We start from the raw sequence: 24,497 nt of genomic DNA on the forward strand, positions 1-24,497 counted from the left end.
TTGTTGAGGGTGTGAGGCGACAACGACAGCCCGGGGAGCGGGCGCCCCCGGCCCGGCCTCGTGCCTGGTCGCCGCGGAACGGCTCGATGTCGTGCCCGGAACGGTGCTGCGCCACTGGCGCGCGGATGCCGTTCCCGGCCAGAGGTTCGCCCCCTGGGTGCGGCGCGAGGGGTGAGCGGGGCGACCCGGTCTCCTGGGAACGGCCGGTAGCCGATTAGGTTGGGACCCGTGACGACCTCCGACTTCTCCGCGTACATCGAGAGCCTCCCCAAGATCCTCGCCGGCGCGAGCACCCTGTTCCGTGACGCCGACGGCCGCATCCTCATCGCTGAGACCACCTACCGCGAGGACGGCAAGTGGGTGCTGCCCGGCGGCACCATCGAGTCCGCCGACGGGGAGACGCCCCGCGAGGGCGCCCGGCGCGAGACGCTGGAGGAGATCGGTCTCGACGTCGAACCGGGCGAACTCCTCGCTGTCGACTGGATCCAGGGGGTTCCGGGGCGGCCGCCGCTCGCCTCGTTCCTCTTCGACGGGGGCGTGCTCGACGACGCGTCGCTCGCGGCCGTCCGCCTCCAGGCCGAGGAGCTCTCCGGCTGGCGCATGGCCACCCCGGACGAGGCCGAGGCCTACCTCTCCCCCGGCCTCTACCGCCGCGTCCGCGCCGCCCTGGCCGCCCTGGCCGCGGCCTCCACCCCCGTCGAACTCGTCAACGGCGTCCCGCCGAGGCGGCGGGCCTGAGAGCACGCCGGCGCGCGGACCCTCAGCGGCCCACCGCGTAGCCCTGCATACCGCGGGGGTTGGCGGCGGCGGACAGGACGCCCGTGCGCGGGTCGCGGGCGACGGCGCAGAGGCGGCCCTCGGTCCAGGGGGCCGCGACGGTGAGGTCGTGGCCGCGGCGCCGCAGGTCGTCGATGAGGGCTTCGCCCAGGCGGGATTCGACGGTGAGGCTGCCGGGGTGCATGGTGCGGGGGTGGAAGGAGCCCGGGAAGCTGTCGGTGTGCCAGTTGGGGGCGTCGACGGCACCCTGGAGATCGAGGCCGCCGCGCACTTCCTCGCGCAGGGCGACCGCCAGGAAGAACGTCAGTGACCACTGGTCCTGCTGGTCGCCGCCCGGCGTGCCGAAGGCCATCACGGGCACGCCGTCGCGCAGCGCGAGGGACGGCGTGAGGGTGGTGCGCGGACGGCGGCCGGGGGTGAGGGAGTTGGGCAGTCCGGGTTCGAGCCAGGCCATCTGGAGGCGGCTGCCGAGGGCGAAGCCCAGGCCGGGGACCGCGGGACTCGACTGGAGCCAGCCGCCGCTGGGGGTGGCGGCGATCATGTTGCCCCAGCGGTCGACGACGTCGACGTGGCAGGTGTCGCCCCGGGTCGCCCCGTTGTGCGCGACGGTCGGCTCGCCGACGCCCATCGCGTCGAACCCCGGCTCCGCGCCCGGCTCGTGGAGCGGGAAGGCAGGCAGCCGCGGGATGCGCCCGCCGGGGCTGCCGGGCCTCAGGTCGTCCGAGGCCTTGGCGGGGTCGATCAGGGTGCGCCGGGCGTCGTTGTAGGCGGGCGAGAGCAGTTCCACGAGGGGGATGCCGTCCGGGTCGGCGTCGCCGTACCAGGCCTCGCGGTCGGCCATGGCGAGCTTGGCGCCCTCGACGAGGGTGTGCACCCAGTCCGCGGTGCCGTACTCCGGCAGGTCCGCCGGGCCGGGCAGCAGCGCCAACTGCTGCAGGAAGACGGGACCCTGGCTCCAGGGGCCCGCCTTGCAGACCGTCCAGCCGTTCCAGTCGTGGGTGACGGGCTCCTCGTAGCGGGCCTCGTAGGCGACGAGGTCGTCACCGGTCAGGGTGGAGGCGTGCCGCTCGCCGGAGGTGTCCATGGCCGGGCGGGCCGCGAAGTCCACGAGGGCCTCACCGATGAAGCCCTCGCGCCAGACGCGCCGGGCGGCCTCGATCTGCGTCTCGCGGCCGCCGCCAGCGGCCTGCGCCTCGCGCAGCAGGCGCTTCCAGGTGGCGGCCAGTTGCGGGTTGCGGAGCAGTTCGCCGGGGCGCGGCGCGGGCAGGTACAGCTCCGCAGAGGTCGTCCACTCCGTCTCGAACATCGCGCGCACGGACTCCACCGTCGCGCCGATCGCCTCCACCGCGGGGTGCCCGTGCTCGGCGTAGCCGATGGCGTACGACAGCACTTCGTCCAGCGGCTTCGTGCCGTGGTCGCGCAGCAGCACCATCCACGCGTCGAAGGCTCCCGGCACGGCCGCCGCCAGCGGTCCCGTGCCCGGGACGAGGTCCAGGCCGAGCGACCGGTAGTGCTCGACGCTTGCGCCCGCCGGGGCCGGGCCCTGGCCGCACAGCACGCGCACCTCGCCGCCCGCCGGGGCGAGGACGATCGGCACCTCGCCGGCGGGCCCGTTGAGGTGCGGCTCCACCACGTGCAGGACGAATCCGGCGGCGACCGCGGCGTCATAGGCGTTGCCGCCGCTCTCCAGCACCGCCATGGCCGACTGCGAGGCCAGCCAGTGCGTGGACGAGACCATGCCGAAGGTGCCCTGAAGGGTGGGCCGGGTGGTGAACAATTGCGTACTCCTCGCGCCGTATGGCTCCTACACTCGCACGATGCCCGAACAGCTTGTCCCCGTACCCCCTGTGCGCGCCATGGCCGAGGCCCTGTGCGGTGTCCCCGGTGTCGTGGGCGTGCTGCTCGGGGGCAGCCGGGCGCGCGGTACGCACCGCCCGGACTCCGACTGGGATCTCGGCGTCTACTACCGCGGCACACCCGGCACGGCGGCACTGGCCGCGCTCGCGGCCGAGGCAACCGGCGGGCCCGTGGAGGTCGCGGGACCGGGCGGCTGGGGCCCGTGGGTGAACGGCGGGGCGTGGCTGACGGTGGCCGGCGCCCGCGTCGACTGGATCCTGCGCGACCTGGACCGGGTACTGCGGGTCTGGGAGGACTGCGCGGCCGGCCGCTACGAGGTGGGCATCCAGCCCGGCCATCCGCTGGGCTTCTGGTCGCCGGTCTACCCCGGCGAGGTGGCACTCGGCCGCGTCCTGGCGGACCCCTCCGGTGAACTGGCCGCGCTGCGCGACCGCACGCGGGTGTACCCCGAGCCGCTGCGCGCCGCGCTGACCGGCGCCGCGTGGGAGGCGGACTTCCTGGTGGTCAACGCCCGCAAGTCGGCGGCCGCGGGCGACGTCCTGCATGCCGCGCTGTGCCTGTCCCGCGCCGTCGGCGTGCTCACGCAGTCCCTGCACGCCCACCACCGGGCCTGGTGCCTGAACGAGAAGGGCGCCCTGGCCGCCGCGGCGGCGCTGCCCGGGGCGCCGCCGGGTTTCCGGATCCGCGCCGAGGCGGTACTGGCCGGGCTGGGCGATCCGGTGGCCGCCGTGGAGGAGGCCGCCGGCCTCGTCGCGGAGGTGCGGGAGCGGCTGGCCTGAGCGGCGCGGAAAACACGATGGCCGCGTGCGGCACGGTCTGCGTACGCTCGCCGCATGAACGCCAAGAGGCCGCTTGTCGCGATTCTCACGGGTGCGGGGATCTCCACCGACTCCGGCATCCCGGACTACCGGGGCCCGAACGGTGTGTGGACGCGCGACCCCGACGCCGAGAAGCTCGTGACGTACGAGTTCTACATGTCCGACCCGGAGATCCGCCGCAGGTCGTGGCGGATGCGCATGGACACCCCCACCTTGCAGGCGCGCCCGAACGAGGCGCACGCGGCGATCGTCCGGCTGGAGCGCTCGGGCCTGCCGGTGCGGGTGATCACGCAGAACGTGGACGGGCTCCACCAGATGGCCGGGCTGCCCGAGCGCAAGGTGCTGGAGCTGCACGGGACGGCGCGCTCGGTCGTCTGCACACGCTGCCACGACCGCACCCCTCTGGCCGAGGCACTGGAGCGGATCCGGGCCGGCGAGGACGATCCTGCGTGCGGGAAGTGCGGCGGCATCCTGAAGACCGCCACCGTGATGTTCGGGCAGGGGCTCGACCCGGTGGTGCTGGGGAATGCCATGGCGATCGCCAAGGGCTGCGACCTGTTCGTCGCCGTGGGGACCAGCCTTCAGGTGCAGCCGGCCGCGGCGCTCGCCGGGATCGCCGCCGAGCACGGTGCGCGGCTGGTGATCGTCAACGCCGAGCCGACGCCGTACGACGACCTCGCGGACGAAGTGGTGCGCGAGCCGATCGGGACCGCGCTGCCCGCACTCCTGGAGGGCGTCCTCCAGGAGGCGGGCGCGAACTGAGCCCCGGTGGTGGCTACCAGCGGTGGTGGACCTGGGCGCGGATGCGGGTGTCGTACAGGTCCCGCACCGCGTCCAGGGTCGTCTGCGACAGCGGCGCAAGGGCCGCGGCCTCGGCGTTGGCGCGGGCCTGGGCGACCGAGCGGGCACCGGGGATGACGGTGGTGACGCCCGGCTGCTGGATGATCCAGCGCAGCGCGGTCTGCGCGGGGGTCGCGCCCTGCGGCGTGAGCGCCACGAACTCCGCGGCGGCCTCCAGCCCGGTCGCGTAGTCGACGCCGGAGAAGGTCTCACCCTGGTCGAAGGCCTCGCCGTGCCGGTTGTAGTTCCGGTGGTCGTCGGCGGCGAAGACGGTGTCCTTGGTGTACCGGCCGGTCAGCAGGCCGGACGCGAGCGGCACGCGGGCGATGATCCCGACGCCCGCCTCGGCGGCGGCCGGGAGCACCCGCTCCAGCGGCTTGAGGCGGAAGGGGTTGAGGATGATCTGCACGCTGGCCACACCCGGGCGGGCGATCGCCGTCAGCGCCTCCTCGCAGGTCTCGACGCTCACCGCGTAGGCGGCGATGCGCTCCTCCGCGACGAGGGTGTCCAGGGCGTCGAAGACGGCGTCCGAGGAGTACACCGCGGTCGGCGGGCAGTGCAGCTGCACGAGGTCGAGGGTGTCGACGCCCAGGTTCGCGCGCGAACGGTCGTTCCACGCACGGAAGTTGTCCAGCACGTAGTTCTCGGGGAGCTGGGCGGCGCGGCGGCCCATCTTCGTGGCCACGAAGACACCGGCATCGGGGCGCTCGCGCAGGTAGCGGCCGATCAGCTGCTCGCTGCGCCCGTCGCCGTAGACGTCGGCCGTGTCGAAGAAGGTCACGCCCGACTCGACCGCGGCGTCCAGCACCGCCAGCGCGTCCTCCTCCCGCACGTCACCCCAGTCGGCACCCAGCTGCCAGGTGCCGAGACCCACGACGGACGCCTTGCGGCCCGTCCTGCCCAATACGCGCTGTTCCATGTCCGCGATGCTAATCGCTGCGTCCGACAAGCGCGGCACGGGTCCATGGCGTGGCCGCGGAGCCGGTCATCGGCGCGGGACGGCCGCGCCCAGCCGTTTCAGGACGGCGCGGGCCGCGTGGTGGCCCGGCATTCCGTGGACGCCGGGCCCGGGCGGGGTGGCGGAGGAGCAGAGGAAGACGGTGGGGCGGGCGGTGGTGTACGGGTTCCACCTCGGCTTGGGACGGAAGGCGGTCTGCAGGCCGGTGAAAGCACCGCAGGCGATGTCGCCGCCGGTGTAGTTGGGGTTGCGGGCCGCCATTTCGGCGGGGCCGCTGACGGCGCGGGCCAGAACGAGATCGCGGAAGCCGGGGGCGAAGCGCTCGATCTGCCGCTCGACGGCGTCGGTGGCGTCGCCCGGCCAGTCGTTGGGCACGTGCGCGTAGGCCCAGAAGACGTGCTTGCCCTCCGGCGCACGGCCGGGGTCCACGACGCTGGGCTGCGCGGTGATGAGGAACGGCACGTGCGGGTCCCGGCCGGAGACAGCCCGGCCGAGCGCGTCGCCGATCTCGCCGTAGGCCGGGCCGAGGTGCACGGTGCCGGCCCTTCGCGCGTCGGCGGCGGTCCAGGGCACCGGGCCGTCCAGGGCGTAGTCGATCTTCCAGACGGCGGGGCCGTAGCGGTACCCCTGATAGGCGTCGCCGAGCCCGGCGATCCGGGCGAGCGCCGTGGGCGAGGTGTCGAAGACGTAGGCGCGCGCGGGCGGCAGTTCGTCGATCTTGCGCACCATGACCCCGGTGTGCACGGTGCCGCCCAGATCACGCAGGTAGGAGGCCAGTGCGTCGGACAGGCTCTGGGAGCCGCCGCGCGGCAGGGGCCAGCCGACCTCGTGCCCGGCGATCGCGAACATCAGGGCGATGGCGCCGGTCAGCGGACTGGTGAGCGGTGCGACGGTGTGCGCGGCGAGGCCGGCGAGCAGCCCGCGGGCCTTCGGGTCGCGGAACCGCCGGGCCAGCAGCGCCACCGGCGGCAGACCGGTGAGCCCGAAGCGCGCGAAGCCCAGCGGGTCGCGCGGCAGCCCCTGCCACGGGGGCCGCAGGAAGTCGTGGGCGAGGGTGTCCCAGCGGCCGATGTACGGGGCGAGCAGCCGGCGGTAGGTGCCCGCGTCGCGCGGTCCCAGCGAGGCGGCGGTGGCGCCGACGCTGCGGGCCAGGACGGCCGCGGTGCCGTCGTCGAAGGGGTGGGCGAGCGGCAGTTCCGGGTGCAGCCACTCCAGTCCGTGGTCGGCGAGCGGCATGGCGTTGAAGGCGGGCGAGCCCACGCCGAGGGGGTGCACGGCCGAGCAGGGGTCGTGCAGGAAGCCCGGCAGCGTCAGTTCCTCGGTGCGCGCCCCGCCGCCGACCCGGTCGCCGGCCTCGAAGACCTCCACGGACAGCCCGGCGCGGGCGAGTTCGACCGCGGCGGTCAGGCCGTTGGGGCCGGCGCCGACGACGATCGCGTCCAGGACGCGCGCCCGGCTCACCGGCCACCCGCCATGAGGCCGACGACGCGTCGCGCGGTCGCCTCGTCACGCGCGACGGAGAACGGGAAGGCGTTGCCGCCCGCGATCCGGAACGGCTCCCCCGCGGCGGTGACCCCCGCCCCGCCGGCCTCGGCGACCAGGAGCACCCCGGCCGCGTGGTCCCAGGGCGACTCCCAAGTGAAGGCGACGGCGTCGAGGGCGCCACGGGCGACCTCCAGGTAGTCGAGTCCGGCGCAGGTGCACTGGCGGGCCGTGACCCCGCCGCTGCCGAGCACGTCGAACTGCCGCCGCTCCTGCTCGTCCAGGAAGGAGAACTGCGAGGTGGCGACCGTCAGCGCGGCGCCCTCCGCGCTCTCGGCGGTGCGGATCGGCTCGCCGTTGAGCAGCGCCCCCGCGCCGCGCCGCGCGGTGGCCATCAGACCGAGGCACGGCACGTACGTCCACGAGGCGTGCACCTCGCCGTCCTGCGCGAGGGCGACGAGGGTGGCGAACTCGGGCCTGCCGGCGACGAAGTTGGCGGTGCCGTCGACGGGATCGACGATCCAGACCGGGTCACCGCCGCCGATACGGCGCAGGACGGAGGGATCGGCGTGCACGGCCTCCTCGCCGACGACGACGGAACCGGGCAGCAGCGCCGGCAGCCGTTCGGTGAGCCGCGCCTCCGCCTCGCGGTCGGCGACGGTGACCAGGTCCCCGGGGCCGGTCTTGTGGCTGATGTCGGCGGCGGTCAGCTGCCGCCAGCGCGGCACGACCGACGCCTCGGCGACCGCCCGTACGGCGTCCTCCACGGCCTTGAAGAGTGCGTCATCGATCACTCCCCCATCAGACCAGATCGCCCGGCGCCGTGCGCAGTCGCGGTGGCATTGGCCGGTTCACGCCATCCGCGCCGCTCACGCGGTGCGCGCGCGCCGCCGGGCCGGCCACATCAGGAGCGTGTACAGCACGAAGGACGTGGCGAGGCCGATGGCCCAGCCGTAGTCGGCGAGCGGGCGGAGCGCCGGGATCAGCCCGTCGACGGGGAACGGCCCCTGCTTCGCGCCCTTGGCGTCGACCTTGGAGTAGGAACCGCCGATCGCCAGCAGCGCGCCCGCCGCGAAGGCCGCCACCGCCCGCCAGTTCCAGCCGGCGCGGTACCAGTAGCGGCCCCCGCCGGACCGGTACAGCTCGGCGAGTGCGAGGTGGGTGCCCCGGACGACCCAGTAGTCGGCGATCAGGATGCCCGCGACCGTGCCGAGGATGCCGCCGACGACCCCGAGCCAGGTGTAGATGTACAACTCGGGCGTGGAGATCAGCTTCCACGGGAAGATCAGCACGCCCACGACGCCCGTGATGAGGGCGCCGGTGCGGAAGTCGATGGTCCTGGGGGCGAGGTTGGACAGGTCGTAGGCGGGCGAGACGACATTGGCGGCGATGTTGACGCTGATCGTCGCCACCAGGACGGTGACCAGGGCGTAGAGCAGGCCGAAAACGCTGTCGGCCTTGCCGGCCAGCTCGACGGGATCCCAGATGGCCTTGCCGTAGACCGCCTCGGAGCCCGAGGTGACGAGCACGGACAGCACGGCGAACAGGGTCATGGTCGTCGGCAGGCCCAGCGTCTGCCCCCGGACCTGGGCGCGCTGCCCCGCGCCGAAGCGCGTGAAGTCGGGGATGTTGAGGGACAGCGTCGACCAGAAGCCGATCATGCCCATGAGCGCGGGGAAGAAGACCTGCCAGAAGTCCGGCCCCCAGCCCAGCGAGGACGGCTGGCCCAGCAGCTGCCCGAAGCCGCCCGCTTTCGCGGCGATCCAGCCGAGCAGGACCAGGGCGCCGACGATGACAAAGGGCGCCGCCCAGTTCTCGAAGCGGCGCAGCGTCTCCATGCCCCGGTAGATGATGGCCAGTTCGAGCGCCCAGAAGACCCCGAAGCACAGCCACAGCGTCCACGGGTAGCCGCCGATCCGTGCCGCGCCGGCCCAGCCTCCCCAGATGTTGCCGAGCAGCACGAAGATGCCCTGCCCGCCGATCCAGGTCTGGATGCCGAACCACGCGCAGGCCACCGCCGCCCGCAGCAGTGCCGGCAGGTTCGCGCCGCGCACGCCGAAGGAGGCGCGGGCCAGCACGGGGAAGGGGATGCCGTACTTGGGCCCGGCATGGCCGGTGAGCAGCATCGGGGCGAGCACGATGACATTGGCCAGGGCGATGGTGAACACCGCCTGCTTCCAGTCCATGCCGAGCGCCACCAGACCGGAGGCGAGCGTCCAGGACGGGATGTTGTGGGCCATGCCGACCCACAGGGCGGTGAAGTTGTACGTGGTCCAGGTGCGTCGGGCCAGCGGGACCGGCAGCAGGTCCTCGTTGGCGTGCCGGCCGTGCGGGACGGCGGCGCCGGGTGCCAGCTCGACGCGGCCGTCGCTGTGCGTGATCTGGGCGGGGGCCGCGGCCTCCTCCATGTGCGCGGTTCCCCGGTCAGCCGGTGAGGGCGGGGATCACGGTCGCGCCGTAGGCGTCGATCGTGGCCTCCTTGGCGTCGTGCATGTCGTACAGCGCGAACTGGTCGACGCCCAGGGCCTTGAGGGCGGTCAGCTTCTCGATGTGCTGCTCCGCCGTGCCGATCAGGCAGAAGCGGTCCACGATCTCGTCGGGCACGAAGTCCGTGTGCCGGTTTCCGGCCTTGCCGTGCTCCGCGTAGTCGTAGTCCATCCGCGCCTTGATGTACTCCGTCAGTTCCTCGGGGACCGCGCCGGAGTGGTGGCCGTAGCGGGAGACGAGGTCGGCGACGTGGTTGCCGACCATGCCGCCGAACCAGCGGCACTGCTCGCGGGCGTGCGCCAGCGCCTGCGGGGAGTCGTCCTCGGTGACGTAGGCCGGTGCCGCGACGCAGATCCGCACGTCGCCCGGGTCGCGCCCTGCGGCGACGGCGGCGTCCTTGACCGTCTTGACCATCCACTCGGTGAGATGGACGTCGGCGAGCTGGAGGATGAAGCCGTCGGCCTTTGCTCCGGTGAGCGCCAGCGCCTTCGGTCCGTACGCGGCCATCCACACGGGGAGCCGGGAGCCCTCCTTGACCCACGGGATGTGGATGACATGCCCGCCGAGGTCGGCCTCCCGGCCCTCCGCGAGCTCGCGGATGACGTGCATGGCCTCCTCGATCCGGGCGAGGGTGTTGGGCTTGCGCCCGGCCACCCGCATCGCCGAGTCACCGCGCCCGATGCCGCAGATCACCCGGTTGCCGAACATGTCCGCGAGCGTCGCGAACGTGGACGCGGTCACCTCCCAGGTCCGCGTGCCCGGGTTGGTGACCATCGGCCCCACGATCAGCCGCTCCGTCCGCGCCAGGATCTGGCTGTAGATGACGAACGGCTCCTGCCACAGCACCGCCGAGTCGAAGGTCCAGCCGTAGGCGAACCCGTTGCGCTCCGCACGCCTCATCAGTTCCACGACGCCCGAGGCGGGCGGGTCCGTCTGCAGGACGAGTCCAAATTCCATGGCTCAACACGCCTCTCTCAGCCGAGGTACTGACAGGTGCCCCGCGGGGTGTACCGGCCGTGGCCGGCCCGCCCCACATAGGTGCGGCCCTCGATGACCGGCTCGCCGCGGGAGAACACCGTCTCCACCCGCCCGGTGAGCCGCTTGCCCTCGTAGGCCGAGTAGTCGACGTTCATGTGGTGGGTCGCGGCGGACACGACCTGCTCCGCCGCGGGGTCGTAGATCACGATGTCCGCGTCCGCCCCCGGCGTGATCGTCCCCTTGCGCGGATACAGCCCGAACATCCGCGCCGGAGCCGCACACGCGATCTCGATCCACCGCCGCCGCGAGATGTGACCGTCCACCACCGCCTGGTGCAGCAGGTCCATCCGGTTCTCCACCCCCGGCAGGCCATTGGGAATCTTCGAGAAGTCCCCCCGGCCCAGCTCCTTCTGCCCCACGAAGCAGAACGGGCAGTGGTCCGTCGACACCACCTGGAGATCATCGGTCCGCAGGGCACGCCACAGCGCGGCCTGGTGCTCCCTGGGCCGCAACGGCGTCGAGCACACGTACTTCGCCCCCTCGAAGTCCGGCTCCGCGAGGTTGTCCGTCGACAGGAACAGATACTGCGGACACGTCTCACCGAAGACCGGAAGGCCCTTGTCCCGGGCGAGGGCGATCTGCTCGACGGCCTGCTCGGCCGACACATGGACGACGTAGAGCGGGGAACCGGCGACCTGGGCGAGGCGGATGGCGCGGTGGGTGGCCTCGGCCTCCAGGAGCGCGTGGCGGACCTCGCCGTGGTAGCGGGGATCGGTCTTCCCGGCGGCCAGCGCCTGCTCCACGAGTACGTCGATGGCGATGCCGTTCTCGGCGTGCATCATGATCAGGCCGCCGTTGCCGGCGCCGCGCTGCATCGCGCGCAGGATGCGGCCGTCGTCGCTGTAGAAGACCCCCGGATAGGCCATGAACAGCTTGAAGGAGGTGACGCCCTCCTCGACCAGGATGTCCATCTCCTTGAGGGTGTCCTCGTTCACGTCGGAGAGGATCATGTGGAAGCCGTAGTCCACGGCGCACTGGGCGTCCGCCTTGGCGTGCCAGGCGTCGAGCCCGGCGCGCAGCGACTCACCCACGGACTGCACGGCGAAGTCCACGATCGTGGTGGTCCCGCCCCAGGCGGCGGCCCGCGTTCCCGTCTCGAAGGTGTCCGAGGCATGGGTGCCGCCGAAGGGCAGCTCCATGTGCGTGTGCGCGTCGACGCCGCCCGGGATGACGTACTTCCCGGTCGCGTCGAGGACCCGGTCGGCGGCTTCCGTCCAGCCCCGGGCGGCATCGGATTCGTGGGCGGCGAGTGCGGCGACCCGGCCCCCCTCGACGAGCACGTCGGCGTGGATCTCGTCGGCGGCGGTGACCACCAGTCCGCCGCGGATGACGGTGCGGCTCATGCTCCCACTCCTTCCATGGCTGAGGGCGGGGTCGCCGGTGACTCGATGCCATGTCGGAACGGCTCTACGCACGTAGACCCCGGCCGTGGGAAGAACGTACGACCCGTCACCCACGGTGGCAATACCGCTGCCGCCGATCGTCGGGCCGGCCGTCCTCCCGGTGACCGCCCCCAAGGCGAACGTTCACAATATGCCACGAACCGGGCGTGGGCGGCACTATAGGTGCGGCTTCCGCGCCCTGACGCGTGGAGATGAAGCGGCGTCACATCAGGTGCGGATCGGCCCGATGGAAGCGGTCCGGGCGGCGGCGCGCCACCCGGACCGGGGAACGGACGGGGCGTCAGGCCGCTCCGCCGCCCACTTCGCTCTGCGCCTGCTTCAGCGCCGCCTCCAGGATGGACGCGCCCTCCTCGGCCTCGGCGACGGTCAGCGACAGCGGCGGTGCGATCCGCAGCGCGTCACCGGCGCGGCCTCCCTTGCCGATCAGCAGACCGCCCTCGCGGGCCGCCTCCATGACGACGCCGACGGCGGCGGCGTCGGCGAGTTCGACGCCGAGCATCAGTCCGCGGCCGCGGACCTCGCGGACGACCGGCAGCCCGGCGGAGATGGCCTCCAGACGGGACTTCAGCAGCCCGCCGACACGCCGGGCGTTGCCCTGGAGGTCGTGGTCGAGGAGGTACTGGAGGTTCGCGAGCGCGCCGGCGGTGGTGATGGGGCTGCCGCCGAAGGTGGAGATGGAGTTGGCGGTGAGGCAGTCCATCACCTCGGCGCGGGCGACGACACCGCCCATGGACAGGCCGTTGCCGACGCCCTTGGCGAAGGTGAGGATGTCCGGCGGGCCGGAGCCCTCGTGCGCCTGCCAGCCCCAGAAGTGGTCGCCCGTGCGGCCCCAGCCGGTCTGCACCTCGTCGCTGATCCAGAGGATGCCGTGCCGGTCGAGCACCTGCTTGAAGGCGGCCAGCAGCCCGTCCGGGCCGGAGGTGAAGCCGCCGACGCCCTGGACGGGTTCGGCGATCAGGGCGGCGACCCGGCCGTTGGCCTGTCCGAGCACGTCCTCCAGGTCCTCGACGCAGGCGGCGATGAACTCCGCGTCCGACAGGTGCGCGTACGGGCCGCGGGTGCGCACGCCGCCGTGCACGTACAGCGTCTGGAGCGGCGACAGGCTGGTCGGCGACCACGCGGTGTTGCCGGTGATGCCGATCGCCGAGAACGAGCGGCCGTGGTAGCTGTTGCGCAGCGCCAGGATCTGGTTGGACCCGCGCAGGGTGGTGGCCAGCAGGAGCGCCGTGTCGTTCGCCTCCGTGCCGGAGGTGGTGAAGAAGACCCGGGCGTCGGGGATGCCGGAGAGGGCTGCGATGCGCTCGGCGAGTTCGACGGCCTGGGTGCTCAGGTAGAGCGTCGAGGAGTGCAGGATCCGCCCGGCCTGGTCGCGGACGGCCGCGGTGACCTCCGGCAGGGCGTGGGCGGTCATGGTGGTGAGGATGCCGCCGAAGAAGTCCAGGTACTGCCGGCCCTCGGCGTCCCAGACGTGGCGGCCCTCACCGTGGGTGATCTCGATCGGGTCGGCGTAGTAGGTCGCCAGCCACTGGGGCATGACGGCCTTGTGGCGGGCGTGGAGCGCGGCGTGCTGCTGCGAACGTTCGGTCATGGTCATATCAACGATCACGCCTCCGTGAGGGTGCCGTAGGCGTCCGGGCGGCGGTCCCGGTAGAAGGCCCACTGCTGGCGCACCTCGGGGATCAGGTCGAAGTCCAGGTCACGGACGACGAGTTCCTCCTCCTTGCCGGAGGCGGGCTCGCCGACGAACCGGCCGCGCGGGTCGACGAAGTACGAAGTGCCGTAGAAGTCGTTGTCGCCGTACTCCGGTTCCTGGCCGACGCGGTTGATGGCCGCGATGAAGTACTCGTTGGCGACGGCGGCGGCCGGCTGCTCCAGTTTCCAGAGGTAGGCCGACAGGCCGCGATGGGTGGCCGAGGGGTTGTAGACGAGCTGGGCGCCCGCCAGGCCGAGGGCGCGCCAGCCCTCGGGGAAGTGCCGGTCGTAGCAGATGTAGACGCCGACCTTGCCGACCGCGGTGTCGAAGACGGGCCAGCCGAGATTGCCGGGCTTGAAGTAGAACTTCTCCCAGAAGCCCTTGACCTGCGGGATGTGGTGCTTGCGGTACTTGCCGAGGTACGAGCCGTCGGCGTCGATCACCGCCGCGGTGTTGTAGTAGAACCCGTCCTGCTCGATCTCGTAGACGGGGACCACCATGACCATGCCCAGTTCCTCGGCCAGCGCCTGCATGCGCCGCACGGTCGGACCGTCCGGCACGGGCTCGGCCCAGCGGTAGTTCTCGGCCTCCTGCACCTGGCAGAAGTAGGGAGCGTTGAACACCTCCTGGAACCCGATCACCTTGGCGCCCTGGGCGGCGGCCTCACGAGCGTGCGCCTCGTGCTTGACGATCATCGACTCGGTGTCGCCGGTCCACGTCGCCTGAACCAGCGCCGCTCGTACGACATTGGGCATGACAGCTCCTTTGACGCGGTGCAACACCGGACCGGCGGGCTGGTCTACGCACGTAGATCCGGCGGTGGGAAGAACGTAGGGCCCACTGCCCACTGTGGCAATACCGGCGCCTTTACTCAACGAAGCCGATCGGATTTCGCGACCGGACAGACCCGCTCGGCGCAGTGCGGCCGCCGCGTCGCGGCGCGGGACCGAGGCCGGTCCACCCCCTCAGCGGCGGGGCCGGCCCGCTCCGGCGGGGCCGCGACCGGTGCGGCGCGGCCCCGCCGCGCTCTCACGGCGGGAGCCGCGGCACGTGCCGTCGCCGCCCGCTCAGCGGCCGTCGCTCCGGACCACCATCGCGGAGCCGCCGCCGCGGCGCACCGGCTCGGCCGCGGCCAGCCAGCGGCCGTCCGGCAGCCGCTGGACACCGGTGGCCGCGCCGATCTCGGCGCCCTCCACCAGGTTCTGGCCGAGCGCCTTCAGCTGCGCCGCCGCGGGACCGGCCAGGAACGCCGCCTCCGCCTGCGTGGTGGCGGTGTTGCGCTGACTCGCGCGCGGGGCGGCGATGGCGTCGACGAGCGGCAGGCCGCGGTCGACGTGCTCGGTCAGCACCTGCAGGACGGTGGTGATGATCGTGGCACCGCCCGGTGAGCCGAGCGCGAAGTCGACCTTGCCGTCCTTCAGCACGATCGTCGGCGAGATGGAGGAGCGCGGCCGCTTGCCGGGACCGGGCAGATTGGGGTCGTGGACGGCGGGGTTCGCCGGCACGAACGAGAAGTCGGTCAGCTCGTTGTTGAGCAGGAAGCCGCGGCCGGGCACGGTGATGCCGCTGCCGCCGGTCTGCTCGATGGTGAGCGTGTACGCCACGACGCCGCCCCACTTGTCGGCGACCGTCAGGTGCGTGGTGTTCTCGCCCTCGTAGGTGGTGGGGGCGGCCGTGCCGCCCGCGCCGCAGGCCGCAGGGTGCGCGGGGTCGGCGGGTGCGAGCGGGCTGGTCAGCGTCGCGTCGTCCTTGATCAGGCAGGCGCGCGAGTCGGCGAACCGCTGCGACAGCAGCCCGGCGGTGGGGACCTTCTCGAAGGCGGGGTCACCGACCCAGCGCCCCCGGTCGGCGAACGAGATGCGGCTCGCCTCCAGGAAGCGGTGCAGGTACTGGGCGTCCGACAGCCGCGACAGGCTTCCGGTGCGCTCGAGGATGTTGAGCGCCTCGCCGACCGTCGTGCCGCCGGACGAGGACGGCGCGATCCCGTACACGTCCCGTCCGCGGTACGAGACCCGGGTCGGCTTCTGCACCTTCGCCCGGTACGCCGCCAGGTCGCGCGCCGTGAGGTCCCCGGGCCGTACGACGCGGGTGGCCGCGGGGTCGACGGGGGGCTTGCGGACGGTGTTGACGATGTCGGTGCCGATCTCGCCGTCGTAGAGGGCCGCGACGCCCTTGCGGCCCAACTCCTCGTAGGTACGCGCGAGATCCGGGTTCTTGAGGGTGGAGCCGACGGCGGGCAGCTGTCCGCCGGGCAGGAAGAGAGCGGCGGTGGCGGGGAAGTCCTTGAAGCGGGCGAGGTTGCCCTCGGTCTGGCTGCGGAAGGTGGCGTCGACGGTGAAGCCGGTGCGCGCGAGCCGCTCCGCGGGTTCGAGCATCTCGCCGAGGCTCCGGGTGCCCCAGGCGTCGAGCGCGGTGTCCCAAGTGGCGGACGTGCCGGGGACGCCGACGCTGAGGCCGCTGGTGACGGCGGCGTCGAAGGGCAGCGGCTGCCCGTTCTCGACGAAGAGCCGGTCGGTGGCACTGCGGGGCGCGGTCTCCCGGCCGTCGATCGTGTGGACCTCGTGGTCCCTGGGGCTGTAGTAGACGAAGTAGCCGCCGCCCCCGATGCCGGAGGAGTACGGCTCCGTGACGCCCAGCGCGGCCGCGGTGGCGACCGCGGCGTCCACGGCGTTGCCGCCGCGGCGCAGGACCTCGATGCCGGCGGCCGAGGCGTCGGCGTCGACGCTGGAGACGGCGCCGCCGTAGCCGACGGCGAGCGGCGCCTTGTCCGGTGGTCCGTGATGAGCCGCCGGGCCGCCGGGCGGGGCCGCCGCGACCGACAGGGCCGCGGTGGCGGTGACGGTGAGCAGCGACAGGATCCGTGCGGCGTGACGACGCATACGTGGACCTCCACTAGGGCGACCGTTCAGGCAGCGTAACCCGACCCCGGGTTCCTCGTCAGGAACACCTCAACTACCATCCCGGGCCATGAGCGACGACGTGCGCAATATCGTGCTGGGTCTGGCCGCGAGCGGCCTGAGCGCCGCACTGGGATGGTTCGTGCGCACTTATGTGTGGCGCCGCAGGCTCCGCCGCAAGCAGCGCTTCTTCGGCCTGCCCGCCGGTTCCGAGTGCCTGCTGGTGGTCAACCGCGACCCGGGCGCGCGCGAGTGGAGCGTGGCGCGTCACGACGTCTTCGCGCTCATCGAGCTCTCCGCGCTCATCAAGGAGTGCCGCGCCAACGCCGAGATCCTGCCGCACGACACCGCCTGGCAGGGCTTCGGCGCACGCACCGAGTTCTGCATCGGCGGCCCGGTCTCCAATCACCGCATGGCGGCCCACCTGCGGTCGATGCTGCCCGGTGTGGAGGTCGCCAAGGAGAAGAACGGCCCCGACCAGGGCGCGCTGACGGTGGGCGGCGAGACCTACCGCATGGACAAGGGCACCACCGAGTACGTCCTGCTGGCCCGGCTCGCCGCCGACGAGAACACCGGCAACAGCCGCCCGGTCTTCCTGGCCTCGGGCCAGCGCGCGGTCACCAACCAGGCGGCGGTGCGCTACCTGGCGCGCCACTACGGCCGGCTCACCCGCAAGTACGGCGTCAACGGGACGTTCTGCCTGCTGCTGAAGGTCGTCAACTCGCAGGCGTACGGACCGGACGTCGTGGAGATCGTCTCGGACGTCACCAGGGCCGCCACCACGCCCGTCGCCCGCCCGGAGGCCGCGCCCGCGGCGGCCGCCGCCGCCACGGAATGATCATGTGACGGACGGCCCGGCCGCGGGAGCGGACCGCCTCACCGGTGGACGTGCAGACGGGCCAGGACCGCGGCCGCCATCGCCTGCTCGCCGAGCGCGTTGGGGTGGGCGGGGGCGGCCGGTGCGGCGGGGGTGAGCGGCTCGATCCAGCGCACACCGGGGGCGGTGCACATGTCGTGCCCGACCGTCGGGGTGTAGGTGTCCACGTAGGTCGCGTGGGCGGCCTTCGCGCGGCGGGCGAGCATCGCGTTCAGACGCTTCTCGGTGTCGCGCAGGTAGGCGAAGTCCCCGTCCGCGAAGGGCACCGCCGGCCGGCAGCCGACACCGCTGTCGGGGAGCAGGGCCGGATAGCCGACCACCACGACACGGGCGTGCGGGGCGCGGCGGTGGACGGCGCCCAGCACCGCGTCGATCTTCGGCGCGGTGGCGTCGATCGCCGCGCGCAACTGGTCGCTGCCGCCGGAGGAGTAGAACCGCTGACAGGGATTGCCGGTGGGATCACTGAGCGCGGCCCCGGCGCAGGTCCGGATGATGCTCCCGAAACCGACGTCGTTGCCGCCGATCTGAAGCGTCACCAGGGACGTCCGGCGGGACAGGGCGTCCAGCTGCGGCGGATTGGTGCCCTGCGCCTTCCACATCTCGGCGGTGGTCGCACCGCCGCAGCTCACGTCGGTGAGGTCCGCGCCACGCAGCCGTGCGGCCACCAGTGAGGGGTAATTGCGATTGGAACGGGCACAGTTGATATCCACCTGAGTGGGGATCAGCGGCCCGGAGGTGTAGGAGTCGCCGAGCGCGACATAGGCGGCGCGGTGGCCGTGCCCGTGCCCCGTCCCGTGACCGCCACCGTGTCCGGCACCCCCGTGCGCGGCGGCCGGCACCGCGCTCCCGGCCGTGAGGACGAGTGCGACGGCGGCCGCCGCGACACCCAGGATCGACGCACGTCCGACAGCCATCGGGCCCTCCCCCTGTCAACGCTGACGGTTCAGACTCGACGCGGGACGAGGCGAAAGTCAATGACTGTGCGGGAAGTGCACCGAGCGCCGTCCGCCTCGTGCGGCGCCCCGCGCGCGGTCCGCGGCCGGTCCGCCGCACACCGGGGGCGGCGTCGTACTGGGCGCTACTGGCTCCCCGCGGCGGCGTCGGCGTGCCCCTCCCCCAGGACCTTTCCGGCGAGCGCGTCCCGCTCGGGCTTGGGGATGGCGGTCCAGCGGGTGCCGCGGATCGCGCCCTCCAGGGCGAACAGGGTGTGGCTGCGGGCGTCCTCGGGAAGGTCCCCGCGGATCATCGCGAAGGCACGTCCCGCCCCGAGGCGCCGGAGCTCGTCGGCGTCCGTCACGCCGACACGGCGGAGGCGCTCCGCCAGTACAGCTCCGATGTTGGGCATCTGCTGCAGGGAGTCCATGCCCTCATCATGCACCTCCCGACGCCCCGTCAGACGGCGATCTCGGCCCAGACACGCTTGCCGGCCGGGAGAAGCTCGGTGCCCCAGCGGAAGCTGAGGGAGGAGACCGCCTGCAGTCCGCTGCCGTCCTCCGGGCAGGTGGGAGGCGGCCCGGTGAGCCTCAGGCACGGCAGCGCACGCGAGCCGTCGCGCACCGACAGGTGGACCAGGGAGAGCCTCCGCCACAACGTGATGCCCACGTGGCGGCCCCCGGCGTGCCGCACGGCGTTCCCGACCAGTTCCGCCAGGACGGCCTCGCCGGTCTCCAGCAGATGGCCGAGCCCCCAGGTGTCGAGGGCCGCCGAGAGCAGGCGCCGGGCATGGGCCGCCGCGAGCTCGTCGCACGGGACGAAGACCTCGCCGAGGGGCGCCCAGGCCCGCGGCGCGCCGGGCGGTGCGGCGCGCCGTTCCCGGGTGTTCACGCGGTCCGGGGAAGCGGCGGCCGGCGCGTCCGGGCCGCGGGCGGCGGCGAGGCTCAGGACGGGCGGTCTCGGGGCCGGGTTCTCCCGCATGTGTCCACCTCACAGGTCTCGTGGCTGGCGCCGAGCATTCCCGTGAAGCCTCTGTGCACGCGATACCCCCGCGCTATTCTCACCACGACATACCCGCTGGTAACGCCGGTTCCGCCGCGGCGTGGACGGGAGGCGCGGATGTCGGAACCGGGTTCCGGCGACGGGGTCGGGATACCCTCCTGGGCGTGGGAGCGCGACGAGATCCAAGAGGCGCTGCGCGCCCGTGACGCCGGGGCGATCCTCCGTTTCGCCCAGCAGTACGGGGGTGCCAGCCAGTCGCGGATCGCCGCCGCGACCGGGCTGCTGCAGGGCCGTGTCAACGAGATCGTGCGCGGGCGCCGTTCGGTCGTGCGGCTCGACGTCTTCGAGCGGATCGCGCAGGGGCTGCGGATGCCGGACCAGGCACGGATGCTCCTGGGGCTCGCCCCGCGGCGCTTCGCCGGTTACGGCACACGGGATCTGACGGACCATCCGCGGGTCGCGGCCGTGGCCCTGACCAAGTCCGAGGCGGCGGCCGAGATCCGCGAGGCGGCCGGGGGCGCGGAGTCGGTGGACGTGGTGGGTGTCCGGGCCCTGGGGCTGGTCGCGCTCGGCGACTCACTGCTGCGCGGCCCCCTGACGAGCCGCGACCGTACCGGTGTCCCGCGACTGCGGCTGCTGCTGCTCCACCCGGAGAGCCCGGCGGTGGCGCGGATCGCGGAGGAGGTCGGCGAGACCGCTCGGTTCTTCGTGTCGAGCCTGCGGTTCGCGGAGGACATGCTGGCCGCGCTCGCCGAAGAAGGAACGATTCGCCTGGAGGTCTACCGGTACCGGACCACGCCCGTGTGGCGGCTGGTCCGGCTCGACGGCCTCACCTTCGTCTCCGTCATCGGACGGCCCGGCGACGCGCGCGGCTCGATGGTCTACCGGCTCTCCGCCACCCCGCCGGGCTCGGTCCTCCACGGCTTCGAGCGCTTCTTCGAGGCCATGCTCGGCGAGGCGGAACGCGTCATCTGACGTCCCGGACCGGCGGGCCTACGGCTCCGAGGCCTCCGCGTACACCTGCGACAGCTCCGGGGTGCCGCCCTCGGCCCACTCGTGGCCCGCCTCGACGACATCCAGTTCGCGTCCGGACGCGAGCAGCACCACGGGCCTGCCGTTGGGCCAGATCTGCCAGGCGGCACCCGGCACCGTGCGCACGATGACCGTACCGAGGTAGAGCCCGGCGTCGTTGCCGAGCCAGGTGAGCTCGTCGGGATCGTCGCGCCAGCGCGGCTGCAACTGGTCGACGCTCTCCAGCGACCTGGGGGTGTCGTCGAGCACGACCCCCTCGGACTCGGCACGGGCCCGCAGCAGCTCGCATTCGGCCAGCAGTTCACCCACGCCCTCGGGATCGTCCACGACGGGCCCCGTCAGGGCCGTGCCCACGACCTCGCCGTACCTTTTGCGCCACTTGTCGAGGAACGAGATCTCCATGCAGGTCAGCGTATGCCGTCTGCGCGAAAACCCGGGCGGTGATGGAGTACGCCTTCATCAAAGTCTCGTGCACAGTCTGTGTCGAGCGCTCCTCGAACGCGTGTCACCCCCCGGGGAGCGATCCGCCGGATGGCCCGCATCCGACTCCGGTCGGGTGATTCCCGCGGCACCGCGCCCGGCCCGGAGGGGCCGCGTCCCGCTTCCACGACCGCGGTGCGGGCGGGATCCGTCGGGGGCCGCCGGAGGACGGCAACAGCACACCGCACACGTTCCGTTGCCGCACAATACGTAGCGTGAAAAACCCGGTGCGAGAAAGGGCACGGGATGTCCGATGAACGGGAGGCCGCACTGCGGACGGCCGACCGCGCCTGGCGCCTGCTCGAGGAACTGGCGGAACGCGCGCCGGGAGCGGTGCGGCTCACCCCCGGTGCCGGCGAGCGCGAGATCGACGGCTGGGGCGTGCCGCTGCCGCCGGAGGCACGCCGCCTGGTGGGCCGGGTCCGGGCCGTCAGGATCGGCGGGCGGGAGGAGTACCGCTTCGCGCCGGAACAGGGACTGACCGCGGGCGGCTGGGCGGTGGGGCCGCCGGGCTCGGCGCATCTGCTGCACGAGGCGGGCCAGGACACGCTCTTCGTCGACGTGGACGCGGTCACCGGTGCCTGGGGGCGCGTGTTCGCCGCGACCGGGGTGTTCCAGGAGACCTGGGCCTATGTCGCGCCGTCCCTGGTCTCCTGGGTGACCGCGCTCGCGCGCGCGGGACTGGCCGCCCTGGAGCGCACGGGCGCGCAGGGCACGGACGGCCGCGGCCCCTCGGACGACGCCGGCGTGCTGGAACGGCTGGCCGAGGCCTCCCACGTCGTCTCCTACCGGCCCGACCTGCGCGGCACCCCGGCCGGCGAGGCCCGGCAGGGTGCCGACCCGGAACTGGCCGCCGTCCTGGCGGGACTGCCGGACGAGGCGCCGGTGGTGGACCTGCGCGAGGTGGCCGCCCCGGTCACCCTGCACCTGCCGTGCCCGCCGGGGCTGCCCGGCGGCTGGGTGGAGTTCCAGCGCCGCCACGGCGGCCGCTTCGCGGTGGGGATGCCCCGCAGCCCTCAGACGTCGAGGTCGACGACCACGGGGGCGTGGTCGGAGGCGCCCTTGCCCTTGCGCTCCTCGCGGTCGACGTAGGCGTCGCTGACGGCCTTGGTGAAGGGCTGGTTCGCGTAGACCAGGTCGATGCGCATGCCGCGGTTCTTGGGGAAGGCCAACTGGCGGTAGTCCCAGTAGGTGTAGGGGCGGTCGTACTTGAGCGGGCGGGGCACCACGTCGCTCAGGCCCGCCTCGCGCAGGCTCGCCAGCGCCTCCCGCTCGGCCGGGGTGACGTGCGTCATCCCCTCGAAGACCGCGGGGTCCCAGACGTCCTCGTCGGTGGGCGCCACGTTGTAGTCCCCGAGGACGGCGAAGGGGCGCTCGCCCGCCGCGTCCTCGGCGACGGCGCTGCGCAGCGCCTCGAACCAGCGCAGCTTGTAGGCGTAGTGCTCGTGGCCGACCTCGCGGCCGTTGGGCACGTAGACCGACCAGACGCGGACCGCGCCGCAGGTGGCCGAGACCGCGCGGGGCTCCTCGGCGTCCTCGTACAGCGGACCGCCGGGCAGGCCGACGACGACGTCCGCCAGGCCGACACGGGAGAGCAGCGCCACCCCGTTCCACCGGCCGGTGGCGTTGACGGCGGTCTCGTAGCCGAGGGCGCGCAGCTCGTCGAAGGGGAACTGGGCCTCGGCGCACTTGGTCTCCTGGACGCACAGCACGTCCGGGCTGTTCTGCTCCAGCCAGGCGAGCAGCCGCGGCAGGCGGGCGGTGATGGAGTTGACGTTCCAGGTGGCGATGCGCATGGCACCGAATCTACCGTCCGCCTCCGACAACCGGTCCCGCCCGCCGCCGCGCCGGGCGTCAGCCCAGCTCGACGCTGTCCCCGGGAGCCAGCCGGCCGTGCTCGGCACCGGCCACACCCGGGCCGCCGGGGCCGAGCAGGCGGTCGTAGAGGGTGCTGCCCAGGTCGCTCAGCAGGGCGTCGTGCACGTCGAGGGCCCGGGCCGGCTTGAGCTCGCGCAGGTAGTCGATCACCTCGGAGACCTTGTTCCACGGGGCGTGCACCGGCAGCAGCACGGTCTCGACGGAACGGCTCGGGACGGTGAGCGCGTCACCGGGGTGGAAGACGGTGCCGTCCAGCAGGAAGCCGACGTTGGTGATCCGCGGGATGTCCGGGTGGATCACCGCGTGGAGCTGCCCGTGCACCTCGATGTCGAAGCCCGCGGCGCTGAAGGTGTCACCCTCGCCGACGGTGTGCACCCGGCCGGGGAATGCGGCGGAGACCTGGTCGGCGACGCTCTTGAGCGTCCAGATCTCGCATCCCGGATCGGCCTCCAGTGCGGCGCGCAGTTGCTCCTCGCTGAAGTGGTCGGCGTGCTCGTGGGTGACGAGGACCGCCTCCGCCCCGGCCGCGGCCCCCGGCTCGGTGAAGCCGCCGGGGTCGATGACGAGCGCCCGCCCGTCCTTCTCCAGCCGGACGCAGGCGTGGCCCTTCTTCGTCAGTTTCATGACTCTCCTCCGCGGCGGTGATCCTTTGCATGGCCATCATGGCCGAGGCCGGGCGCCCCGTCCTGGTGCGGGAGGTGATGGGGTTCGGGGCGCCGCGCGCGGTCTCACTCCCCCGGGCGAGTCTCCTCCCGGATCACCTGTCGCGCCACCGTGAAGGCGGCGCCCGCGGCCGGGACGCCGCAGTGCACGGCGGTCTGCAGCAGCACTTCCTCGATCTCCGCGGGGCTCAGACCGTTGCGCAGCGCCGCCCGGATGTGGCTGGCGAGGTCGTCGAGGTGGCCGCCGGCGACCAGCGCGGTCAGGCTGACCACGCTGCGGGTGCGGCGGTCGAGTCCGGGGCGGTTCCAGACCTCGCCCCAGGCGTAGCGGGTGACGAAGTCCTCGAAGTCGACGCCGAAGCCGTCGGCCTGCTCGGCGGCCCGGTCGACGTGGGCGTCGCCCAGCACCTCGCGGCGGATGCGGTCGCCGTCGCCGTAGGCGCCCGCGGCGCCCTGCGGTGCACCGCCGGAGACGGGGGCGGCCGGGGCCGGCGCCTGGGCCACGGGTGCGACAGGCCCGGTCGGCGTGGCGGGGGCCGGGGCCATGGTGTAGCCGGCCGCCGGCTCGGCCCAGGCGGACTCGAAGTGGCGGACCAGCAGCTCGGTGACCGCGCCGGGCTGCTCGACCGGCACCAGGTGCGAGGCGCCGGGGACGACCGCGAGCCGCGCGTCGGTTATCCCGGCCACGAGCGCCCGGGCGTCCGCGGGGGGCGTGACGGGGTCCTCGGCGCCGTTCAGCACGAGCGCAGGGACGGCGATCCGGTCCAGGTCGGCACGGACGTCATGGGAGGCGAGCGCCTCGCAGGCGGCGACGTAGCACTCGGGGTCGGTACTGCGCACCATCTGCACGGCCCAGTCGACGATGGCCGTCTGCGCGCCGCGGAACGTGTCGGCGAACCAGCGCTCCGGGGCGCTCTGGGCGATCTGGTCCAGCCCGTTGGCGCGGACGATCACGCCGCGCTGCCGCCAGGCGTCGGGGGTGCCGTAGCGGGCGGCCGAGGAGATCAGCGCCAGGGAGGCCACACGGTGCGGGGCGCGCAGCGCGAGCTGGGTGCCGACGGCGCCGCCGAAGGAGCAGCCGGCGTAGCCGAAGCGCTCGATCCCGGCCTGGTCCAGGGTGCGCAGCAGCCGGTCGGCGAGTTCGGCGGTCGACACCGACGGCTGGGCGGGGGCGCCGCCGTGTCCCGGCAGGTCGTACCGCAGGACGCGCCACTGGCGCGTCAGCTCGGGCACCTGCCGGTCCCACATGTGCCAAGTGGTGCCGAGTGAGGGGCCGAGGACAAGGACCGGGGCGTCCTCGGGGCCGTCGAAGCGGTACTGGAGGGTCTGCGGGGTCTGCTCGTCGCTCACAATTGTCACGCTATCGAGCGAACGGCCGAGCGG

Annotated in this window: 23 protein-coding genes; 6 read left to right on the plus strand and 17 right to left on the minus strand. The window is 73.2% G+C overall.

The window, feature by feature from the left end; genetic code table 11:
• Positions 1-228: 228 nt before the first annotated feature.
• A complete protein-coding gene (locus ACIP9H_RS02055; protein WP_401956898.1) occupies positions 229-738 on the plus strand; it encodes an NUDIX domain-containing protein in 510 nt (169 codons plus the stop codon).
• Between the two features lie 22 nt (positions 739-760).
• Here ACIP9H_RS02055 and ACIP9H_RS02060 read toward each other — a convergent pair whose 3' ends face one another.
• On the minus strand, positions 761-2,554 hold the full coding sequence (locus tag ACIP9H_RS02060) for a gamma-glutamyltransferase family protein (RefSeq protein ID WP_401956901.1): 1,794 nt from the start codon (positions 2,552-2,554) through the stop codon (positions 761-763).
• Positions 2,555-2,594: 40 nt separating this feature from the next.
• On the opposite strand from ACIP9H_RS02060, the gene ACIP9H_RS02065 reads away from it, so the two are divergent.
• Complete coding sequence (locus ACIP9H_RS02065; RefSeq protein WP_401593650.1) at positions 2,595-3,413, plus strand: nucleotidyltransferase domain-containing protein; 819 nt, start codon at positions 2,595-2,597, stop codon at positions 3,411-3,413.
• Between the two features lie 54 nt (positions 3,414-3,467).
• Positions 3,468-4,214, plus strand: coding sequence for an SIR2 family NAD-dependent protein deacylase (locus ACIP9H_RS02070; RefSeq protein WP_401593648.1), 747 nt, complete (start codon positions 3,468-3,470; stop codon positions 4,212-4,214).
• Between the two features lie 13 nt (positions 4,215-4,227).
• Here the strand turns inward: ACIP9H_RS02070 and ACIP9H_RS02075 are convergent, their stop codons facing one another.
• The 9 genes from ACIP9H_RS02075 to ggt all read right to left on the minus strand — a co-directional run bounded on the left by ACIP9H_RS02075 (position 4,228) and on the right by ggt (position 16,232).
• The gene (locus tag ACIP9H_RS02075) at positions 4,228-5,211 is read right to left on the minus strand and encodes an aldo/keto reductase (RefSeq protein ID WP_401956904.1); all 984 of its coding nucleotides are present in this window, start codon (positions 5,209-5,211) and stop codon (positions 4,228-4,230) included.
• Between the two features lie 66 nt (positions 5,212-5,277).
• Positions 5,278-6,711, minus strand: coding sequence for a phytoene desaturase family protein (locus ACIP9H_RS02080; RefSeq protein ID WP_401956907.1), 1,434 nt, complete (start codon positions 6,709-6,711; stop codon positions 5,278-5,280).
• Complete coding sequence (locus ACIP9H_RS02085) at positions 6,708-7,526, minus strand: inositol monophosphatase family protein (RefSeq protein ID WP_401956910.1); 819 nt, start codon at positions 7,524-7,526, stop codon at positions 6,708-6,710. Before ACIP9H_RS02085 ends, ACIP9H_RS02080 begins: the two co-directional genes overlap by 4 nt.
• A 75-nt stretch (positions 7,527-7,601) precedes the next feature.
• Positions 7,602-9,140, minus strand: a complete 1,539-nt coding sequence (locus ACIP9H_RS02090) for an NCS1 family nucleobase:cation symporter-1 (protein ID WP_401956913.1) — start codon at positions 9,138-9,140, stop codon at positions 7,602-7,604.
• A 16-nt stretch (positions 9,141-9,156) separates the two neighbouring features.
• Positions 9,157-10,176: a TIGR03842 family LLM class F420-dependent oxidoreductase gene (locus tag ACIP9H_RS02095; RefSeq protein ID WP_401956916.1), complete on the minus strand. Its 1,020-nt coding sequence runs from the start codon at positions 10,174-10,176 to the stop codon at positions 9,157-9,159.
• A gap of 17 nt (positions 10,177-10,193) precedes the next feature.
• The gene (hydA, locus tag ACIP9H_RS02100; protein WP_401956919.1) at positions 10,194-11,600 is read right to left on the minus strand and encodes a dihydropyrimidinase; all 1,407 of its coding nucleotides are present in this window, start codon (positions 11,598-11,600) and stop codon (positions 10,194-10,196) included.
• Positions 11,601-11,940: 340 nt separating this feature from the next.
• Entirely contained in the window at positions 11,941-13,248 is a 1,308-nt protein-coding gene (locus ACIP9H_RS02105; protein ID WP_401956921.1) for an aspartate aminotransferase family protein, read from the minus strand.
• Positions 13,249-13,262: 14 nt separating this feature from the next.
• Entirely contained in the window at positions 13,263-14,108 is an 846-nt protein-coding gene (locus ACIP9H_RS02110; RefSeq protein ID WP_401956924.1) for a nitrilase-related carbon-nitrogen hydrolase, read from the minus strand.
• A 312-nt stretch (positions 14,109-14,420) separates the two neighbouring features.
• Positions 14,421-16,232 carry a gamma-glutamyltransferase gene (ggt, locus tag ACIP9H_RS02115; protein ID WP_401956926.1) on the minus strand — a complete coding sequence of 604 codons (1,812 nt, stop codon included), beginning with the start codon at positions 16,230-16,232 and terminating at the stop codon, positions 14,421-14,423.
• 88 nt (positions 16,233-16,320) lie between these two features.
• On the opposite strand from ggt, the gene ACIP9H_RS02120 reads away from it, so the two are divergent.
• Positions 16,321-17,088 carry a hypothetical protein gene (locus ACIP9H_RS02120; RefSeq protein WP_401593623.1) on the plus strand — a complete coding sequence of 256 codons (768 nt, stop codon included), beginning with the start codon at positions 16,321-16,323 and terminating at the stop codon, positions 17,086-17,088.
• Positions 17,089-17,126: 38 nt separating this feature from the next.
• Here ACIP9H_RS02120 and ACIP9H_RS02125 read toward each other — a convergent pair whose 3' ends face one another.
• From ACIP9H_RS02125 to ACIP9H_RS02135, 3 genes are all read right to left on the minus strand, one after another.
• Positions 17,127-18,041, minus strand: coding sequence for an SGNH/GDSL hydrolase family protein (locus tag ACIP9H_RS02125; protein ID WP_401956929.1), 915 nt, complete (start codon positions 18,039-18,041; stop codon positions 17,127-17,129).
• A gap of 164 nt (positions 18,042-18,205) precedes the next feature.
• The gene (locus tag ACIP9H_RS02130) at positions 18,206-18,490 is read right to left on the minus strand and encodes a TfoX/Sxy family DNA transformation protein (RefSeq protein WP_401593619.1); all 285 of its coding nucleotides are present in this window, start codon (positions 18,488-18,490) and stop codon (positions 18,206-18,208) included.
• Positions 18,491-18,519: 29 nt separating this feature from the next.
• Complete coding sequence (locus tag ACIP9H_RS02135) at positions 18,520-19,041, minus strand: ATP-binding protein (protein WP_401956932.1); 522 nt, start codon at positions 19,039-19,041, stop codon at positions 18,520-18,522.
• A 138-nt stretch (positions 19,042-19,179) separates the two neighbouring features.
• On the opposite strand from ACIP9H_RS02135, the gene ACIP9H_RS02140 reads away from it, so the two are divergent.
• Entirely contained in the window at positions 19,180-20,037 is an 858-nt protein-coding gene (locus ACIP9H_RS02140) for an XRE family transcriptional regulator (protein WP_401593614.1), read from the plus strand.
• Between the two features lie 18 nt (positions 20,038-20,055).
• On the opposite strand, the gene ACIP9H_RS02145 is transcribed toward ACIP9H_RS02140, so the two are convergent.
• Positions 20,056-20,496: a DUF6278 family protein gene (locus ACIP9H_RS02145; protein WP_401593611.1), complete on the minus strand. Its 441-nt coding sequence runs from the start codon at positions 20,494-20,496 to the stop codon at positions 20,056-20,058.
• 324 nt (positions 20,497-20,820) lie between these two features.
• Here ACIP9H_RS02145 and ACIP9H_RS02150 point away from each other — a divergent pair, with 324 nt between their 5' ends.
• The gene (locus ACIP9H_RS02150) at positions 20,821-21,666 is read left to right on the plus strand and encodes a hypothetical protein (protein ID WP_401593608.1); all 846 of its coding nucleotides are present in this window, start codon (positions 20,821-20,823) and stop codon (positions 21,664-21,666) included.
• Here the strand turns inward: ACIP9H_RS02150 and ACIP9H_RS02155 are convergent.
• The 3 genes from ACIP9H_RS02155 to ACIP9H_RS02165 all read right to left on the minus strand — a co-directional run bounded on the left by ACIP9H_RS02155 (position 21,591) and on the right by ACIP9H_RS02165 (position 24,464).
• Positions 21,591-22,370, minus strand: coding sequence for an exodeoxyribonuclease III (locus ACIP9H_RS02155; protein ID WP_401593606.1), 780 nt, complete (start codon positions 22,368-22,370; stop codon positions 21,591-21,593). The two genes, ACIP9H_RS02150 and ACIP9H_RS02155, sit on opposite strands and share 76 nt — an antisense overlap.
• Before the next feature lie 58 nt (positions 22,371-22,428).
• Positions 22,429-23,076 (minus strand): MBL fold metallo-hydrolase, encoded by a 648-nt coding sequence (locus ACIP9H_RS02160; RefSeq protein WP_401593603.1) that lies wholly within the window; start codon positions 23,074-23,076, stop codon positions 22,429-22,431.
• Positions 23,077-23,180: 104 nt separating this feature from the next.
• Positions 23,181-24,464 carry an alpha/beta fold hydrolase gene (locus ACIP9H_RS02165; protein ID WP_401956937.1) on the minus strand — a complete coding sequence of 428 codons (1,284 nt, stop codon included), beginning with the start codon at positions 24,462-24,464 and terminating at the stop codon, positions 23,181-23,183.
• Positions 24,465-24,497 lie beyond the last annotated feature (33 nt).

It is taken from the genome of Streptomyces sp. NPDC088732, assembly GCF_044751205.1.
GTDB lineage: Bacteria > Actinomycetota > Actinomycetes > Streptomycetales > Streptomycetaceae > Actinacidiphila.

Coding starts and splice junctions, on each gene's coding strand:
- ACIP9H_RS02155 (WP_401593606.1), bottom strand. CDS start 22,370: ATGCGCATCGCCACCTGGAACGTCAACTCCATCACCGCCCGCCTGCCG.
- ACIP9H_RS02160 (WP_401593603.1), bottom strand. CDS start 23,076: ATGAAACTGACGAAGAAGGGCCACGCCTGCGTCCGGCTGGAGAAGGAC.
- hydA (WP_401956919.1), bottom strand. CDS start 11,600: ATGAGCCGCACCGTCATCCGCGGCGGACTGGTGGTCACCGCCGCCGAC.
- ACIP9H_RS02150 (WP_401593608.1), top strand. CDS start 20,821: ATGTCCGATGAACGGGAGGCCGCACTGCGGACGGCCGACCGCGCCTGG.
- ACIP9H_RS02140 (WP_401593614.1), top strand. CDS start 19,180: ATGTCGGAACCGGGTTCCGGCGACGGGGTCGGGATACCCTCCTGGGCG.
- ACIP9H_RS02110 (WP_401956924.1), bottom strand. CDS start 14,108: ATGCCCAATGTCGTACGAGCGGCGCTGGTTCAGGCGACGTGGACCGGC.
- ACIP9H_RS02135 (WP_401956932.1), bottom strand. CDS start 19,041: ATGCGGGAGAACCCGGCCCCGAGACCGCCCGTCCTGAGCCTCGCCGCC.
- ggt (WP_401956926.1), bottom strand. CDS start 16,232: ATGCGTCGTCACGCCGCACGGATCCTGTCGCTGCTCACCGTCACCGCC.
- ACIP9H_RS02130 (WP_401593619.1), bottom strand. CDS start 18,490: ATGGACTCCCTGCAGCAGATGCCCAACATCGGAGCTGTACTGGCGGAG.
- ACIP9H_RS02090 (WP_401956913.1), bottom strand. CDS start 9,140: ATGGAGGAGGCCGCGGCCCCCGCCCAGATCACGCACAGCGACGGCCGC.
- ACIP9H_RS02070 (WP_401593648.1), top strand. CDS start 3,468: ATGAACGCCAAGAGGCCGCTTGTCGCGATTCTCACGGGTGCGGGGATC.
- ACIP9H_RS02145 (WP_401593611.1), bottom strand. CDS start 20,496: ATGGAGATCTCGTTCCTCGACAAGTGGCGCAAAAGGTACGGCGAGGTC.
- ACIP9H_RS02105 (WP_401956921.1), bottom strand. CDS start 13,248: ATGACCGAACGTTCGCAGCAGCACGCCGCGCTCCACGCCCGCCACAAG.
- ACIP9H_RS02075 (WP_401956904.1), bottom strand. CDS start 5,211: ATGGAACAGCGCGTATTGGGCAGGACGGGCCGCAAGGCGTCCGTCGTG.
- ACIP9H_RS02095 (WP_401956916.1), bottom strand. CDS start 10,176: ATGGAATTTGGACTCGTCCTGCAGACGGACCCGCCCGCCTCGGGCGTC.
- ACIP9H_RS02065 (WP_401593650.1), top strand. CDS start 2,595: ATGCCCGAACAGCTTGTCCCCGTACCCCCTGTGCGCGCCATGGCCGAG.
- ACIP9H_RS02120 (WP_401593623.1), top strand. CDS start 16,321: ATGAGCGACGACGTGCGCAATATCGTGCTGGGTCTGGCCGCGAGCGGC.
- ACIP9H_RS02125 (WP_401956929.1), bottom strand. CDS start 18,041: ATGGCTGTCGGACGTGCGTCGATCCTGGGTGTCGCGGCGGCCGCCGTC.